The organism is Dactylosporangium darangshiense (genome assembly GCF_039537565.1).
Classification (GTDB): Bacteria; Actinomycetota; Actinomycetes; order Mycobacteriales; family Micromonosporaceae; genus Dactylosporangium; species Dactylosporangium darangshiense.
Window position 1 is genome coordinate 109,240 of record NZ_BAABAT010000017.1, and the last position, 14,183, is coordinate 123,422.

A 14,183-nucleotide genomic window follows, 5' to 3' on the forward strand; every position below is an offset into this window, starting at 1 on the left:
TTTCCAGTTCGACGACTCCGGGCGGGATCGGCGCTCGCCAACCTCGAAAGGAAAGGTGGTCCGATGACACATCCGCACAACTATCTCGCGGTCATCAAGGTCGTCGGCATCGGCGGCGGCGGGGTCAACGCCGTCAATCGCATGATCGAGGTTGGCCTGAAGGGCGTCGAGTTCATCGCGATCAACACCGATGCCCAGGCGCTGCTGATGAGCGACGCCGACGTCAAGCTCGACGTCGGACGGGAACTGACCCGCGGGCTCGGTGCGGGCGCCAATCCCGATGTCGGCAAGAATGCGGCCGAAGACCACCGGGACGAGATCGAAGAGGTGCTCAAGGGCGCCGACATGGTCTTCGTCACCTGCGGCGAGGGTGGCGGCACGGGCACCGGCGGCGCGCCCGTCGTGGCCAACATCGCGCGAAAGCTCGGCGCGCTGACCATCGGCGTGGTCACCCGGCCGTTCTCGTTCGAGGGCAAGCGCCGGCAGGTGCAGGCCGAGTCGGGCATCGAGGAGCTGCGCAACCAGTGCGACACGCTCATCGTGATCCCCAACGACCGGCTGCTCGCCCTCGGGGACCGCGGCATCAGCATGATGGACGCGTTCCGCCAGGCCGACCAGGTCCTGCTCTCCGGTGTGCAGGGCATCACGGACCTGATCACCACGCCAGGCCTGATCAACCTCGACTTCGCCGACGTCAAGAGCGTCATGAGCGGCGCCGGGAGCGCCCTCATGGGCATCGGCAGCGCCCGCGGGGACAACCGCGCGGTCGAGGCCGCGGAGTCGGCGATCTCCAGCCCGCTGCTGGAGCAGAGCATGGACGGCGCCCGTGGGGTGCTGCTGTCCATCGCCGGCGGGTCCGACCTGGGCCTGTTCGAGATCAACGACGCTGCGCAGCTGGTCACCGACGCTGCGCACCCGGACGCGAACATCATCTTCGGCGCGGTCATCGACGACGCGCTCGGCGACGAGGTGCGCGTCACGGTCATCGCGGCGGGCTTCGACGGGGGCGCTCCGGCGTACCGCCCGGTCGAGGCGCGGGCACCGCGCACGTCGCACGGCCCGCAGCACAGCCAGACCAAGGAGTCGCCGGCGCCCGAGCGCCAGGCCCCGCCGCCGCCCCGGCGGGTTCTCTTCGACGACGTGGATGTGCCGGACTTCCTCAAGAACGGCGCCTGATTGCGCTCTGCTTGAATTGGGTAGGCCGCCTCTGGCGGCCTACCCATCGGCATATTCGGGGGAGTTTTCGTGGACGCGCGCACCGAGGAGATCGCGGCCAATCTCGAGGCGGTGCGCGAGCGGATCTCGAACGCCTGCCGCGCCGCCGGTCGTGAACCCGACACGGTGACGCTCGTGGCGATCACGAAGACCTATCCGGCCGAGGACGTGGCCCGCCTGGCCGCGCTCGGCGTGCACGACGTCGGGGAGAACCGCGACCAGGAGGCGGCGCCGAAGGCCGCGGCCGTGCCCGGCGTGCGCTGGCACTTCGTCGGGCAGCTGCAGCGCAACAAGGCGCGCTCGGTCGCCGGCTACGCCGACGTCGTGCACTCCGTGGACAGCCTGCGCCTGGTCGAGGCGCTGTCGGAGGCCGCGGCGCGCTCGGGCCGCGAGGGCCCGCTCGGCGCACTCGTGCAGGTGAGCCTCGACGACGACGATCGGCGCGGCGGCGCGGTCACCGGCGCGGTGGAACGGGTCGCCGAGGCCATCACGGCGAGCCCGTCGCTGCGGCTGCTCGGCGTCATGGCGGTGGCGCCGCTGGACTGGGCGCCCGATGAGGCGTTCGGGCGCCTCGCCGCGATGTCCGCGCGGATTCGCCAGCGCTTTTCCGGCCCGCACGGAGAGCCGGACTGGATTTCCGCCGGTATGAGCGATGACCTTGAATCCGCAATTTTGCACGGCTCGACACATGTCCGTGTCGGCAGTGCATTGCTCGGAAAACGCACCCCGCTGCGGTAGCCTGGCCGCGGGAACGGAAAAAACTACACGGGTGTGGTTCTGCGCCGGCGGGCGGTGTCGCACGACGTGAACGGTGGCACCGGCAACGGGGGGAAGTGCCGCATGGCGGTGGACGGAGGAGCGCGCATGGGTGCTCTGCGCAGGGCGGGCGTCTGGCTCGGTCTCGTCGAGGACGAGGACGATCGTGGTTACGACGATCGTCACTACCGCTATGGCGGCGACGACATGCTCGACGACGAAGACGAGCTCGACGAGGTGCCGGCGCCGCGGGCCCGCACGACCTCCGACCGGCTCAACACCTCCGACCGCCTCGGCGGGTCCGAGCGGCTGTCGGCCTCGGAGCGGCTGAGCGCGTCGGACCGGCTGAGCGCGTCCGAGCGGCTGTCCGCGGCCGAGCGGCTGTCGGCGGCCGAGCGTCTCGAGGCCAGCGCCGCGAGCCGCGCCGGCACCGTGCGTTCGATCACGCGCCCGAGCGCGTCGGTCAGCTACCCGACGCGCGACAATCTCGCGTTGACCCCGTCGAGCTCGATCCGGGAGCGCGCGCAGGTCGAAGAGGACAGCGACGACCGTCGTTACGCGATCACCACGCTGCACCCCACCACCTACAACGAGGCGCGCACGATCGGGGAGCACTTCCGCGACGGCGTTCCAGTGATCATGAACCTCACCGAAATGGACGAGGCGGACGCCAAACGTTTGGTCGACTTCGCCGCCGGGCTCGTATTCGGGCTGCGTGGTAACTTCGAGCGGGTGACCAACCGAGTCTTCCTGCTCTCACCGGCAAATGTCCAGGTCACCGCCGAGGACAAAGCTAAGATCGCCGAGGGCGGGTTCTTCAACCAGAGCTGATGCGAGGACTCAACGACCGTGGTGTCCATCACCTTGCAGATCGTGCATCTGCTGCTCTACCTCTTCCTGGTGGCGCTCCTCGCACGCTTTGTGATGGGCTACGTCATGCAGTTCGGACGTCGCTGGCAGCCCGGCCGGGGGGCCGCGGCCGCGATGGAACTGGTGTGGAGCGTCACCGATCCGCCGCTCAAAGCGTTGAGACGGGTGATTCGTCCACTGCGTATTGGTACCGTGGCCGTGGACCTGTCTTCGCTTGTGCTGCTGGTTATCCTGTTCGTGCTGATGTACGTCGTGTTAGGGCGGCTGATCGCGGCGTTCTCGTGACACGCACCGCTCGGCGGCCACGCGGCCGCAACTGACCCGAGGAGTTTCGATGCCGCTGACCCCGGCCGACGTTCACAACGTCGCCTTCAAGAAGCCCCCTATCGGCAAGCGGGGCTACGACGAGGAGGAGGTCGACGCCTTCCTCGACGAGGTCGAGCGTGAGCTCGCCCGGCTGATCGAAGAGAACAACGAGCTGCGTGCGCAGCTCGAGCGCGGCGGCGGCCCGGCCCGCGTGGCCCCCGGCGCCGGTGGTGACGCTCGCCTCGCGGCTGAGCTCACCGACCTCAAGTCGCAGTTCGAGCGCGTGCAGCGGGAGAAGACGTCGGCCGAGCAGGCCGCCCGCGGCATGCAGCAGGAGCTCGACCAGATCCGGGCGCAGGGCGGCCCCAGCGGCTCCGGCGACGGCGAGCAGCAGGCGCTGCGCGTGCTGATGATGGCCCAGCGCACCGCCGACGACCACGTGTCGGACGCGCGCCGCGAGGCCGACAAGCTGCTCTCCGAGGCGCGGACGAAGGCCGAGGAGGTCACGCGCGACGCGCGGGCGAAGGCCGACGCGCTCGAGCGCGACGCCCGCCAGCGCCACCAGGAGGCGATGGGCGGCCTCGACGCCAAGCGCACCGCGCTGCAGAAGCACATCGAGGAGCTCAAGCAGTTCGAGCGCGAGTACCGCACCCGTCTCAAGGCCTACCTGGAGAGCCAGCTGCGCGACCTCACGGGCCGCGAGCAGAGCCTCGAGGCCGAGATGGCCGCTCGCGGCGAGACCGCGGCGCGTCCCGCCGTCAGCGGCGGCGGCGGCCTGGCCACGGCCGGCCTCGCGGGCGGCTACGAGGGCGCCAGCCGCTGACCCGTCTCCGGACGCGCAGGCACCCACACGAGTGAACCGACGGCACCGAGCCAACGGCCCGTCAAGCGACACGCGGCGCCCCAGTCGAATTTCGGCTGGGGCGCCGGTCGCTTCTGGGAGACTTCCGCCTGGTTCGTTCGTTGTACCCGCTGAGAGACACTCGCACCGGGATTGGCATTGCGGAGGGACAGGGCCGTGATCGTCGGAAGCCTGCTGATCGTGGTGGCCGTCGGCCTGCTCGTGCTGGGGCTGCTGCAGGGCTCGGACGCCCTGCTCGTGGCGTCGCTCGGGGCGAGCCTGCTGGCCGCGGTCGCATTGATCGTCGGCGGTCGCCAGGCCGCGGCGGCGCGCTCGGCCCGCACCCGCCCCGGGCGGCAGGTGCCCTCGGAGCGCTACGACCCGCTCGCGTCGCACCTCGGCGAGGAGCTCGACCTGTCCGGCTCCGGCGAGTTCGGCCGCCGCTCCGAGCGGCAGGCCGTGGGCGTGGGCGCCCGCGCCGGCACCACCTACGGCCCCTCGATCGGCGGCGCACCGGACGAGACGACGGCGCAGGTGCGCAGTGAGCCCGAGGCCGCACCGCCCGCACACGGCGGCGACGAGCCGGGCCGCTACGAGGAGTTCCCGTCCGGGTACGACCGCGCCGCCGGACCTGCCAAGGACGACGATGACGACGAGCTGTCGGACGAGCCGCCGATCCAGCACTCCTCGGCCGCCGACGTCGCCCGCGTCGCCACGCTGGACGCCGAGGTCCTGGTGATCGACGGCCGGCCCCGCTACCACGTGCCGACGTGCCCGCACCTGGTGGGCCGCGAGCACGAGGCGCTGCCGGCGCACGAGGCGGTCGAGCTGGGCTTCACGCCCTGCAGTGCCTGCGCCCCCAACGACGTGCTGCTCGCCAGGCGGTAGGCAACCTACCTGGCGCTAGGGATTCCCGCCGGGCGGAGGATCGCCCACGGTCGGGTGAACCTTCACAATGAGGCGTGGCCACGATCGCGATCCGCGTCAAACCCGGTGCCTCGCGCACCGCGGTGGGCGGGAGCCATCCCGGGCCCTACGGGCCTGCCGTGGTGGTCGCGGTGGGTGCGCGCCCGGTCGAGGGACAGGCGACCGAGGCGGCGCTGCGGGCCCTGGCCGACGCGATCGGGGTCCGGCCCTCGGCACTGCGCCTGAAGGCCGGCGCGACCAGCCGCGACAAGCTGGTCGAGCTCGCCGACCCGCCCGACGACCTGCAAGGCCGGGTCGCCGAGCTGCTGGCGGGCCGCCGTTGAGTCACCAGCTCAACGTCGCGCTCCTGATCGGCGCGGCGGTCCTGCTGGTCTGCGTCGGCGCGGTGCGGCTCTCGGTCCGGCTCGGCCTGCCCAGCCTCCTGGTGTACCTCATGCTGGGTCTCGTGCTCGGCGAGGCCGGCCTGGGCATCCGGTTCTCCGACGCCGAGCTGACCCGCACGCTGGGCATCTGCGCGCTCGTTGTGATCATCGCCGAGGGCGGCCTGACGGCCCGCTGGTCGACGCTGCGGCCCGTGCTCGGCCCGGCGGTGGTGCTGTCCACGCTCGGCGTGGTCGTGAGCGTCGCGGTGGTCGGCGCCGTTGTGCACTACGCGCTCGGCGTGGACTGGCAGCAGGCCCTGCTCTACGGCGCGGTGCTGTCCTCGACCGACGCCGCCGCCGTCTTCTCCACGCTGCGCCGGGTGCCGGTGCGACCGCGGCTGGCCGCCCTGCTGGAGGCCGAGTCCGGCATCAACGACGCGCCCGTGGTCATCCTGGTCGTGCTGCTGTCGACGCCGTTCGCCGAGCAGGGGCACTGGTACGAAGAGCTCGGCCTCGTCACCTACGAGCTCGTCACCGGCAGCGCGATCGGCCTGCTCGTCGGCTTCGGCGGCGCCTGGGCGCTGCGCCGGGCGGCGCTGCCCTCGGCGGGCCTCTACCCGCTCGCCGCGATCGGCCTGACCGTGTTTGCGTACGCCGCCGGCGCGGTCGCGCACGCCTCCGGCTTCCTCGCCGTCTACGTCACCGGCGTGGTGCTCGGCAACGCCCGGCTGCCGCACCGGCGGGCCATGCTCGGCTTCGCCGACGGCCTGGCGTGGCTGGCCCAGATCGGGCTGTTCGTGCTGCTGGGCCTGCTCGCCTCGCCGAGCCAGCTAGGCCCCGCGGTGATCACCGCGCTGGTCGTCGGCCTGGTCCTGGTCGTGCTCGCCCGCCCGCTGTCGGTGCTGCTCAGCGCCGCGCCGTTCGCCCTGACCGGCTCCGTGCTCGGCTGGCGCGACCAGGCGTTCCTGTCCTGGGCCGGGCTGCGCGGGGCGGTGCCGGTCGTGCTCGCCACGATCCCGCTCTCGGCCGGCGTGCCGGGCGCGCAGGACCTGTTCAACGTCGTCTTCGTGCTCGTCGTGATCTACACGGCGGCCCAGGGCGTGACGCTGCCACCGGCGGCGCGCCGTCTGGGCGTCACCGCGCCCGCCGAGCCCACGGACCTGCAGGTGGAGGCGGCCCCGCTGGAGCGGATGAGGGCCGACCTGCTGCAGGTCGAGGTGCCTGCGGGCTCGAAGCTCAACGGCGTGCACGTGGACGAGTTACGATTGCCTGTCGGTGCGGTCGTGACGCTGGTGCTGCGCGACGGCGGCGCGTTCGTGCCGGCGCCCGAGACGCGCCTGAAGACCCGCGACAGTCTCCTGATCGTCACCACTGAGCAGGTGCGCGACGCCGCGGAGCAACGGCTGCGCGCCGTGAGCAGGCGTGGAAGACTCGCCCGTTGGTTTGCCGAACATGGCGAGGATCGGCGCCAATAAAATGATCCAATTGGTCTGAATGCGTGTGGCGCGTTTGTCGGACGCGTGTACATTCCGTATTCTTGCCAGCCACTGGAGTGCGCGACCGCGCGTCGCGCGCCCATTTTGCATCTGGGGGAGCCATGGCCGAGCGGGCTGGTGCCGCGCCGAAGGGCCGGTCAGCGAGCGGTGCCGGGCAGGGTAACGCCGCCGATGTGACGGGTGTGACCACTGTGACAACAGCACAGAAACCCGCCGCAAGGCAAGCCGGCGCTGCCGCGACCGGAACGCCGACCCGGACCAAGAGGGCGAACGCCGCTTCGGACCGGACGGCCGCCAAGCGTTCCGGGGGGAGGGCGGCATCGGCCGCCCAGCCCGGCAGGAAGACGACGACGGCTCGGGGGACCACCGGCCGTAGCGCCGCGAACGACAGCACGACGAGCACCACCACGAATGCGCCGACCACGTCAACCGCCGCCCGTGCGGCCGAGGGAGCCACCATGGCCAAGACCGCAGAACCGAAGACGACCGCGGCCAAGACCGCTGGGGCAAAGCCCGCCCGTGGCACGCGCACGGCAGCCGAGACCGAGAAGATCCGTCTGGCCCTGATCGAGCGCCGCGACGAGCTCAAGGCGGAGCACGACCAGACCCTGCTGGAGATCCACGAGCTGCAGCAGCACCGCCTGACCGACTCCGCCGGCGATGACCAGGCCGACACCGGGACGAAGACCGGCGAGCGCGAGCAGGAGATCACCATCGCCAACAACCTGGCGGAGCGGGTCTCGCAGGTCGAGCGCGCCCTGGAGCGCCTCGACGAGGGCGGCTACGGCTGGTGTGAGAAGTGCGGCAACGCCATCCCCGTCGAGCGACTCGCCGCTTTCCCGTCCGCTACGCTCTGCGTCACCTGCAAGCAGTTGGAGGAGCGGCGCTGACCACCCAGGATCCCACCCAGGATCGGACCGAGCCCGGGACGCGGCCGCGGACCCGCGCCTGGGCCGTCTTCGGCCTCGTCGCCGCCGCGATCGTCGCGATCGACCTGGCCGTGAAGCAGTGGACCACCTCGACGATCGCGAACGGCGAGCCGGTCAAGCTCTTCGGCGGACTGATCTACGTCATCTACACGCGCAACAGCGGTGCGGCGTTCAGCATGCTGCGCGACCAGACGTGGATCTTCCCGCTGGTCGCCCTCGGCGTGATCTGCTGGCTGTTCTGGATGATCAAGGGCACGGTGTCGACGGCCTGGGCGATCGCGCTCGGGCTGGTGCTGGGCGGGGCCGCGGGCAACCTCGGCGACCGGCTGTTCCGGGCGCCCGGGCCGTTCCAGGGCCACGTGGTGGACATGTTCAGCTTCCTGGACGACCACGCCGGGCATTTCCCGGTGTTCAACATCGCCGACTCGGCCCTGACGGTCGGGGTGATCCTGGCGATCCTGCTGGAGTTCACGGGCCGCCGGCGCGACGGGTCGCGGGTCAAGCGCGATGCGTGAGGTCCGCTCGCTGCCCGTGCCCGACGGGCTCGACGGCACGCGGCTCGACCAGGCGTTGACCAGGCTGTTCGGCTTCAGCCGGACGGTCGCGGCCGACCTGGTCGAGGCCGGTGACGTCGCCGTCGACGGCGAGGTGCGCCCGAAGTCGGACAAGGTCCGCGCGGGCGCCTGGCTGGAGGTCACGCTGCCGGCGCCGCCGAGCGCGGTGGCGATCGAGGCCGTGCCGGTCGACGGGCTCGCCATCGTGTACAGCGACGACGACATCGTCGTGGTCGACAAGCCGGTCGGCGTGGCGGCGCACCCGAGCCCGGGCTGGACCGGCCCGACCGTCATCGGCGGGCTGGCGGCGATGGGCCAGACGGTGGCCACCAGCGGCGCCGCCGAGCGGCAGGGGGTCGTGCACCGGCTCGATGTCGGCACGACCGGGCTCATGGTGGTGGCCAAGAGCGAGCCCGCGTACAGCGCGCTGAAGCGGGCGTTCAAGGCGCGCGAGGTGGAGAAGCGGTACCACGCCGTCGTCCAGGGCCACCCGGACCCGCTGCGCGGCACCATCGATGCGCCGATCGACCGGCACCCGAGCCACGACTACAAGTTCGCGGTCGTCTCCGGCGGCCGGCCGAGCGTCACGCACTACGACACGATCGAGGCGTTCCCCGCGGCGAGCCTGCTCGACGTCAAGCTCGAGACCGGGCGCACGCACCAGATCCGGGTGCACTTCTCGGCGCTGCGGCACCCCTGCGTCGGCGACCTGACGTACGGCGCGGACCCCACCCTGGCGGCCCGGCTCGGCCTGTCGAGGCAGTGGCTGCACGCGCAGGAGCTGGGGTTCCTGCACCCGCGCACCGGCGAGTACGTGTCGTTCGTCAGCGAGTACCCAGCGGACCTGGCGGCGGCGCTCGACATCCTGAGCGCCGCCGCCTAGTTCCCCCCTGTAACTACGCCAGCGTCACGTCGTCGACGTAGATCGTGCCGGTGCCGTACCAGCCGTGCACCCACACCTTGATCGACGTCGAGCTGCCGGTGTTGACGGTGACGGTGAGCTTGGTCCAGCTCGAGCCGCCGGCCGTCCAGGTGCTCACGTCGCCGGAGCCCGTGGTGGCGCCCAGGAACGCGTAGCTGCCCTGGACCCAGGCCGTCAGGGTGTACGCCCGGTTGGCCTGGACCGCGACGGTCTGGCTGCACTGGGCGTTGTCGGAGCTGGACGCCGCGGCCTTGAGGGCCTTCGACCCGCCGTGCACCGGCGTGCTCACGATGCTGCACAGCGAGCCGGTCCACGGCGCCAGGCTGCCGGTCTCGAAGTTGCCGTTGGCCAGCCCGCCGCCGGGCGGGGTGCTGCTGCTCTGGCTCGGGCTCGGCGACGTGCTGCGCGACGGGCTCGGCGACACGCTGCGCGACGGGCTCGGCGACGAGGTGCTGCCGCCGCTGGTGAACGGCGCGAAGATGTGCGAGAAGTCCCAGGTGTTCTGGGAGATGCCGGAGCAGGTGTCCGCCGCCGCGCCGCCGGGGCAGCCGCCGTTGTCGCGCTGCAGCGCCCAGAAGGACAGCTCCGCGATGCCCTGCTGCGTCGCCCAGCTGTACACGGCGTTGGCGTCGGCCAGCGTGAAGGTCTCCGCGGGGCCGAAGTCGTCGACGCCGATCATCTCGGTGACGCCGATCATGGACCACAGCTGCTGGCTGGTCTTGCCCGGGTACAGCTGCTGCAGCTGGCTGTGCAGGCCGTTCGACGCGGTCTTGGTGTCGTTGGCCATCTGGTGCGGCTGGTTGTCGTAATAGTCGAACGTCATCTGGTTGACGATGTCGACCCGGGCATTGTTGGTCACCGCGTTGCGCAGCACGGCGAGGCCGCTGTCAGCGAGGCCGCTCGTGGTGGTCGGCAGCGTGTAGACGAACTGGATCGACCGGCCGTTGGCCGCGGCCCAGTCCTCGACGATCTTGATCGCCTTGTTGCGCCGGTCGATGCCGGCCGAGTTGGTCAGCGAGTTGTCCTCGACGTCCAGGTCGATCCGGGCGACGTCGTAGGTGGTGATGACCTTCTCGAACTGCGCCGCGATCTGGTTGACGTCGGTGCAGCTGTCGGCGATCTCGGTGCCGCCGTTGTCGGCCGCGTAGCCGCCGAAGCTGGGGATGACGTCGCCGCCGCGAGCGCGGATGGCGGCGATGTCGCTGCCGAACGTGGAGTTGGCGATCGGCATGCCGGTGTCGCCGTTCCAGTAGACGGTGCACGAGCCCCGGCTGGCGGTCTGGATGAACGCCATCGTCAGGTACTTGTCGCCGGACTGCTGGGACAGGCCGTTGAGGCTGTCGCCGTTGTACGCCTCGAAGTACGGGGCGAACACGTGGGCGGGGATCGCGGTCGCCGCCTGGGCGGACGGCGTGACCGCGAGGAAGACCCCGGCAGCGGTGAGCGCTACCGCGGCGGCTCCGGTCGCACGGATCATGATCGATCTGCGCATGGGGACCTCTTCTCCGGTGGTGGGGGTGCGGCTTCTATTAGGAAACCTTCCTGATAGAAATCCTTCACTGCACCGATGTCAAGACCCCGTGGGTCACCCTTCAGGAAGCGCTGTGCGACCCTGGCGGGGCGATGAAGCAGCTCCAGCGACTCGACCAGCGCCTTCTCCCGCCGGTCGGCAACGTCCTCGCCCGGATCTTCCGGGGTGCACGGCGCCTGCGCGCGTTCACGGCCGTCGTCGGCGTGCTCGCGGTGACCGTCACGTTGCTCGTGGTGCACCGCCCCGAGCGGCCGCGCAGCGACCCGTCGCTCGGCGACGTGCTGCGGGTCGGGGTGGCCGAGGGAGACTCGATCCCGCAGTACGTGCGGGCCGGGCGCGACGAGCTGGCCGCGCTGCCCGGGGACGCGCCGGTCTACGCGCTCGTGTCCTTCGCCGCCTACCTCGCGCCCGAGCGGCTCGCGCCGGTGCTCGCGGACGTTTCGGTGTCGAGCGTCTTCGCACGGGTACCACTGCCGAAAACGCAGACCGAGCTCGTGCGTCTCGGGGCGTACCGGCTGCCGGACGACGTGGTCGTGGCCATGGACGACACCGCCCGGCGCAAGATCGAAGAGGCGCAGCACTACCGCGACCTGCTGGCCCGGGCCGACGACGCGCCGAGCGACACGCGCGAGCGGTACGTCTCCGGCGCGAACGTCGCCGACCAGGAGGCGACCGCCTACCGCGAGCACTGTTCATGCGTCTATGCCGCGGTCGTGTACGCCGCGCCGGCCGCACTGCGCTCCGTCGCGGCCCGGCCCGAGACCCGCGTGGTCGACCCGATCACCGAGCTGCAACGCCTCGATCGCACGGTGTTCCTGCCCCCGTTGCCCGAGCAGGATACGGTCGCGGAGCCGGTTCGCGAGGCCGCCGCGTCCCCCGGTCCGTCCTGAGGCGATGTCCCTTCGGCCTGTCGTGCAGTTGATGCAGGGGATGGGCTCGCAGGTGTGGTCCGAATAGTGTTCGGTCCGTAGCCTGAGGTACAAGCTTCTGAGCGCGCGTGAGGAGGGCTCGTCGTGGCCGATGCCGGGTGGGACAGGTCGGCGGACCCGGCTCCCCGCTGGCGCTCGCTGCTCGACCGCGCGCTGCTGGGCCGGGCGAACCCGGGTGATCTGGATTACGACGGCCGCTTCGGCAGCCCCACGGCCCCGTACCGGCCCGGTCGGCCCTACGATGACGAGCCAATGCAACCGAGCAACGGCACCCGCCCCTACGACGCGCCGCTCCCCGACGGGCCCGCGCGTCGCGGCCCCATGGTCGAGTACCAGGACCGTCCGGCCGACCCGAACGAGCAGATGGTCCAGGTCCTCCGCCAGGAGATACCCACCCCGAAGGTGCTGGCCTTCGCCAACCCCAAGGGCGGGGTGCACAAGACGACCGCGACCGTGCTGACCGCCGCCACCATTGGCAGCGTCCGCGGCAAGGGCGTCATCGCCTGGGACGACAACGAGCTGCGCGGCACGCTCGGCCTGCGCGCCGGCAGCGCGCGGCACGCCCGCACGATCCGGCACCTCATCGCCGACCTCGTGCGCGTCGAGAACGCGACCGGCTACGACCTGTACGACATGCTCGACGACTACCTGCGCCACGCCTCGGACGGCTCCTACGACGTCCTCGCCGGCGAGGAGAACCCGCGCTTCGCGCAGCGTCTCGACCCGCACACGGTGCGTCGCGTGCTGGAGCTGCTGCGCCGCACCCACGACGTAATCTGCGTCGACACCGGCAACAATGTCGAGAGCCCGAACTGGCAGACCGTGCTGCAGACCGCCGACCAGCTGGTCGTCACCAGCGTGCCGCGCGAGGATGCCGCGTTCACCGCCGACTGGATGCTCGACCTGCTCGACGAGGCCGGCATGGAGGAGCTGGTCGCCAACGCGGTGACCCTGCTGTCGTGCCCGACGCCCAACCCGACGCCGCTCATCGACGACCTGGCCGGGCACTTCCGCACCCGGACCCGGGCCGTCGTCGTGGTGCCCTACGACCCGGCGCTGGAGAGCGGCTCCAACATCGAGTATCCGATGCTGGCGCCGGCGACCAAGCGGGCCTGGCTGCGGGCGGCCGCCGTCATGATGGACCCCTACGCGCGCTGAGCTCCTCGATCGCCCCCTCGAACGCCTTGTGGTGCCGCTCGACCTGCTCCTCGGTCGTCGCGGGGGACATCAGGGCCATGTTGTGGAACGGGGTCAGCAGGATGCCGCGGTTCGCGAGATAGACGTGGAGGAAATCCTCCAGGTCCGCGTCGCTTGCCGCATGTGATTCGGTACCCGTTCTCGGCGCCGGTTTCGCGAATCGATACTCGACCCGTGCCCCGAGCTGCGTGACTGACCACGGCAGGTCGTATGCGTCGATGACGCGTTGGACGTCGTTCGCGAATTGTGCTGACATTTCGGACATTCGGTCAAAGCTTGGTTTTGTCAGGACGTGTTCGAGCGTTGCCCGTGTCGCGGCGATTGACAGGGCGTTGCCGGCCAGGGTGCCGCCGACGCCGCCCATGTCGATGAGATCGAGATTTTTCGTATTTTCTACCCTTTGGGCGAACTCTTCCGACAAACCGTACGCAGCCGACGGGATGCCGCCGCCGATCGCCTTGCCGATGGTGACCACGTCCGGCTGCAGGCCCCAGGCGCCCGTCGCGCCGCCGGGGCCGGCCGAGAACGTGTGCGTCTCGTCGTTGACCAGGTAGGTGCCGTACGTGCGGGTCAGCTCCCGCACGCCCTCCAGGTAGCCCGGCTCGGGCAGGACGATGCCGATGTTGGTCAGCGCCGGCTCCATGATCACCGCGGCGACGTCGCCGTGCGCCAGCTCGCGTTCGAGGCCGGCGAGGTCGTTGTACTCCGCCACCCGGCTCGTCTCGGTCACGTCGACCGGCGCGCCGACGTTGCCGTCGCGACTGACCGATCGCCCCTGGGAGTCCAGGACGATCAGCGACTCGTCGACCGAGCCGTGGTAGCAGTAGCTGTTGAACAGGATCTTCGGCCGGCCCGTCACCGCGCGCAGCAGGCGGATCGCCCAGCGGTTGGCGTCGGTCGCGGTCAGCGCGAAGCTCCAGCGGCTGACGCCGAAGCGCCTGGTCAGCTCGTCGCCGACCCAGGCCGCGTCGGCGGTCGGCAGCATCGCGCACGCGCCGCCGAGGGTGTCGAAGCGCTCCCGGACCGCGGCGACCACGGGCTCGGGGGAGTGCCCGGCCATCGCGGCCGTGTCGCCGAGGCAGAAGTCGATGTACTCGTGCCCGTCGACGTCGGTCACGGTGGCGCCGCGGGCGGTGGCGAGGTACAGCGGAAAGCCCGCCGCCTTCTTGTTCATCCAGGTCATCGGCACCCGGCCGAAGAGGTGCCCGGCTCGTTCGTACTCGGCCGCCGAGCGCGGGTTGCGCTCGGCGAAGGTGGCTCGCTCGCGGCGCAACAGTGCGCCGAGCCGGTCACGGTCGATCATGACGTGGAGTGTCTCGCAAAATGTCGTACCCCGGCGATAGGTTCG

At 71.0% G+C, this 14,183-nt stretch carries 14 protein-coding genes and 1 pseudogene; 13 read left to right on the forward strand and 2 right to left on the reverse strand.

Annotation, left to right across the window (positions count from 1 at the left end; translation table 11 throughout):
* Positions 1 to 63 precede the first annotated feature (63 nt).
* From ftsZ to ABD901_RS28695, 11 genes are all read left to right on the forward strand, one after another.
* Positions 64 to 1,176, forward strand: coding sequence for a cell division protein FtsZ (gene ftsZ / locus ABD901_RS28645; protein ID WP_345131111.1), 1,113 nt, complete (start codon positions 64 to 66; stop codon positions 1,174 to 1,176).
* 69 nt (positions 1,177 to 1,245) lie between these two features.
* Complete coding sequence (locus ABD901_RS28650) at positions 1,246 to 1,953, forward strand: YggS family pyridoxal phosphate-dependent enzyme (protein WP_345131114.1); 708 nt, start codon at positions 1,246 to 1,248, stop codon at positions 1,951 to 1,953.
* A gap of 126 nt (positions 1,954 to 2,079) precedes the next feature.
* On the forward strand, positions 2,080 to 2,802 hold the full coding sequence (sepF, locus tag ABD901_RS28655) for a cell division protein SepF (protein ID WP_345131307.1): 723 nt from the start codon (positions 2,080 to 2,082) through the stop codon (positions 2,800 to 2,802).
* 18 nt (positions 2,803 to 2,820) lie between these two features.
* Complete coding sequence (locus ABD901_RS28660) at positions 2,821 to 3,126, forward strand: YggT family protein (RefSeq protein ID WP_345131116.1); 306 nt, start codon at positions 2,821 to 2,823, stop codon at positions 3,124 to 3,126.
* A 49-nt stretch (positions 3,127 to 3,175) separates the two neighbouring features.
* On the forward strand, positions 3,176 to 3,970 hold the full coding sequence (locus ABD901_RS28665; protein WP_345131118.1) for a DivIVA domain-containing protein: 795 nt from the start codon (positions 3,176 to 3,178) through the stop codon (positions 3,968 to 3,970).
* Positions 3,971 to 4,165: 195 nt separating this feature from the next.
* Positions 4,166 to 4,876 carry a hypothetical protein gene (locus ABD901_RS28670; protein ID WP_345131120.1) on the forward strand — a complete coding sequence of 237 codons (711 nt, stop codon included), beginning with the start codon at positions 4,166 to 4,168 and terminating at the stop codon, positions 4,874 to 4,876.
* A gap of 74 nt (positions 4,877 to 4,950) precedes the next feature.
* On the forward strand, positions 4,951 to 5,238 hold the full coding sequence (locus ABD901_RS28675) for a DUF167 domain-containing protein (RefSeq protein WP_345131122.1): 288 nt from the start codon (positions 4,951 to 4,953) through the stop codon (positions 5,236 to 5,238).
* Complete coding sequence (locus tag ABD901_RS28680) at positions 5,235 to 6,752, forward strand: potassium/proton antiporter (protein WP_345131124.1); 1,518 nt, start codon at positions 5,235 to 5,237, stop codon at positions 6,750 to 6,752. The genes ABD901_RS28675 and ABD901_RS28680 overlap by 4 nt, the downstream gene beginning before the upstream one ends.
* A 479-nt stretch (positions 6,753 to 7,231) precedes the next feature.
* A complete protein-coding gene (locus ABD901_RS28685) occupies positions 7,232 to 7,663 on the forward strand; it encodes a TraR/DksA family transcriptional regulator (RefSeq protein ID WP_345131126.1) in 432 nt (143 codons plus the stop codon).
* Complete coding sequence (gene lspA, locus ABD901_RS28690) at positions 7,660 to 8,217, forward strand: signal peptidase II (protein WP_380139995.1); 558 nt, start codon at positions 7,660 to 7,662, stop codon at positions 8,215 to 8,217. Before ABD901_RS28685 ends, lspA begins: the two co-directional genes overlap by 4 nt.
* Positions 8,210 to 9,139: an RluA family pseudouridine synthase gene (locus ABD901_RS28695; protein ID WP_345131130.1), complete on the forward strand. Its 930-nt coding sequence runs from the start codon at positions 8,210 to 8,212 to the stop codon at positions 9,137 to 9,139. Before lspA ends, ABD901_RS28695 begins: the two co-directional genes overlap by 8 nt.
* Before the next feature lie 13 nt (positions 9,140 to 9,152).
* On the opposite strand, the gene ABD901_RS28700 is transcribed toward ABD901_RS28695, so the two are convergent.
* Complete coding sequence (locus ABD901_RS28700) at positions 9,153 to 10,670, reverse strand: carbohydrate binding domain-containing protein (protein ID WP_345131133.1); 1,518 nt, start codon at positions 10,668 to 10,670, stop codon at positions 9,153 to 9,155.
* A 131-nt stretch (positions 10,671 to 10,801) separates the two neighbouring features.
* Between ABD901_RS28700 and ABD901_RS28705 the strand changes: the two genes are divergently transcribed.
* Positions 10,802 to 11,599, forward strand: coding sequence for a hypothetical protein (locus ABD901_RS28705; RefSeq protein ID WP_345131135.1), 798 nt, complete (start codon positions 10,802 to 10,804; stop codon positions 11,597 to 11,599).
* Between the two features lie 258 nt (positions 11,600 to 11,857).
* Positions 11,858 to 12,796 (forward strand): annotated as a pseudogene (locus tag ABD901_RS28710) (MinD/ParA family ATP-binding protein); the annotation flags it as partial.
* Here ABD901_RS28710 and ABD901_RS28715 read toward each other — a convergent pair.
* A complete protein-coding gene (locus ABD901_RS28715; protein WP_345131138.1) occupies positions 12,771 to 14,138 on the reverse strand; it encodes a transaminase in 1,368 nt (455 codons plus the stop codon). The pseudogene ABD901_RS28710 and the gene ABD901_RS28715 overlap by 26 nt on opposite strands.
* Positions 14,139 to 14,183: the final 45 nt, after the last annotated feature.

Coding starts and splice junctions, on each gene's coding strand:
- sepF (WP_345131307.1), top strand. CDS start 2,080: ATGGGTGCTCTGCGCAGGGCGGGCGTCTGGCTCGGTCTCGTCGAGGAC.
- ABD901_RS28700 (WP_345131133.1), bottom strand. CDS start 10,670: ATGCGCAGATCGATCATGATCCGTGCGACCGGAGCCGCCGCGGTAGCG.
- ABD901_RS28695 (WP_345131130.1), top strand. CDS start 8,210: ATGCGTGAGGTCCGCTCGCTGCCCGTGCCCGACGGGCTCGACGGCACG.
- ABD901_RS28685 (WP_345131126.1), top strand. CDS start 7,232: ATGGCCAAGACCGCAGAACCGAAGACGACCGCGGCCAAGACCGCTGGG.
- ABD901_RS28715 (WP_345131138.1), bottom strand. CDS start 14,138: ATGATCGACCGTGACCGGCTCGGCGCACTGTTGCGCCGCGAGCGAGCC.
- ABD901_RS28705 (WP_345131135.1), top strand. CDS start 10,802: ATGAAGCAGCTCCAGCGACTCGACCAGCGCCTTCTCCCGCCGGTCGGC.
- ftsZ (WP_345131111.1), top strand. CDS start 64: ATGACACATCCGCACAACTATCTCGCGGTCATCAAGGTCGTCGGCATC.
- ABD901_RS28665 (WP_345131118.1), top strand. CDS start 3,176: ATGCCGCTGACCCCGGCCGACGTTCACAACGTCGCCTTCAAGAAGCCC.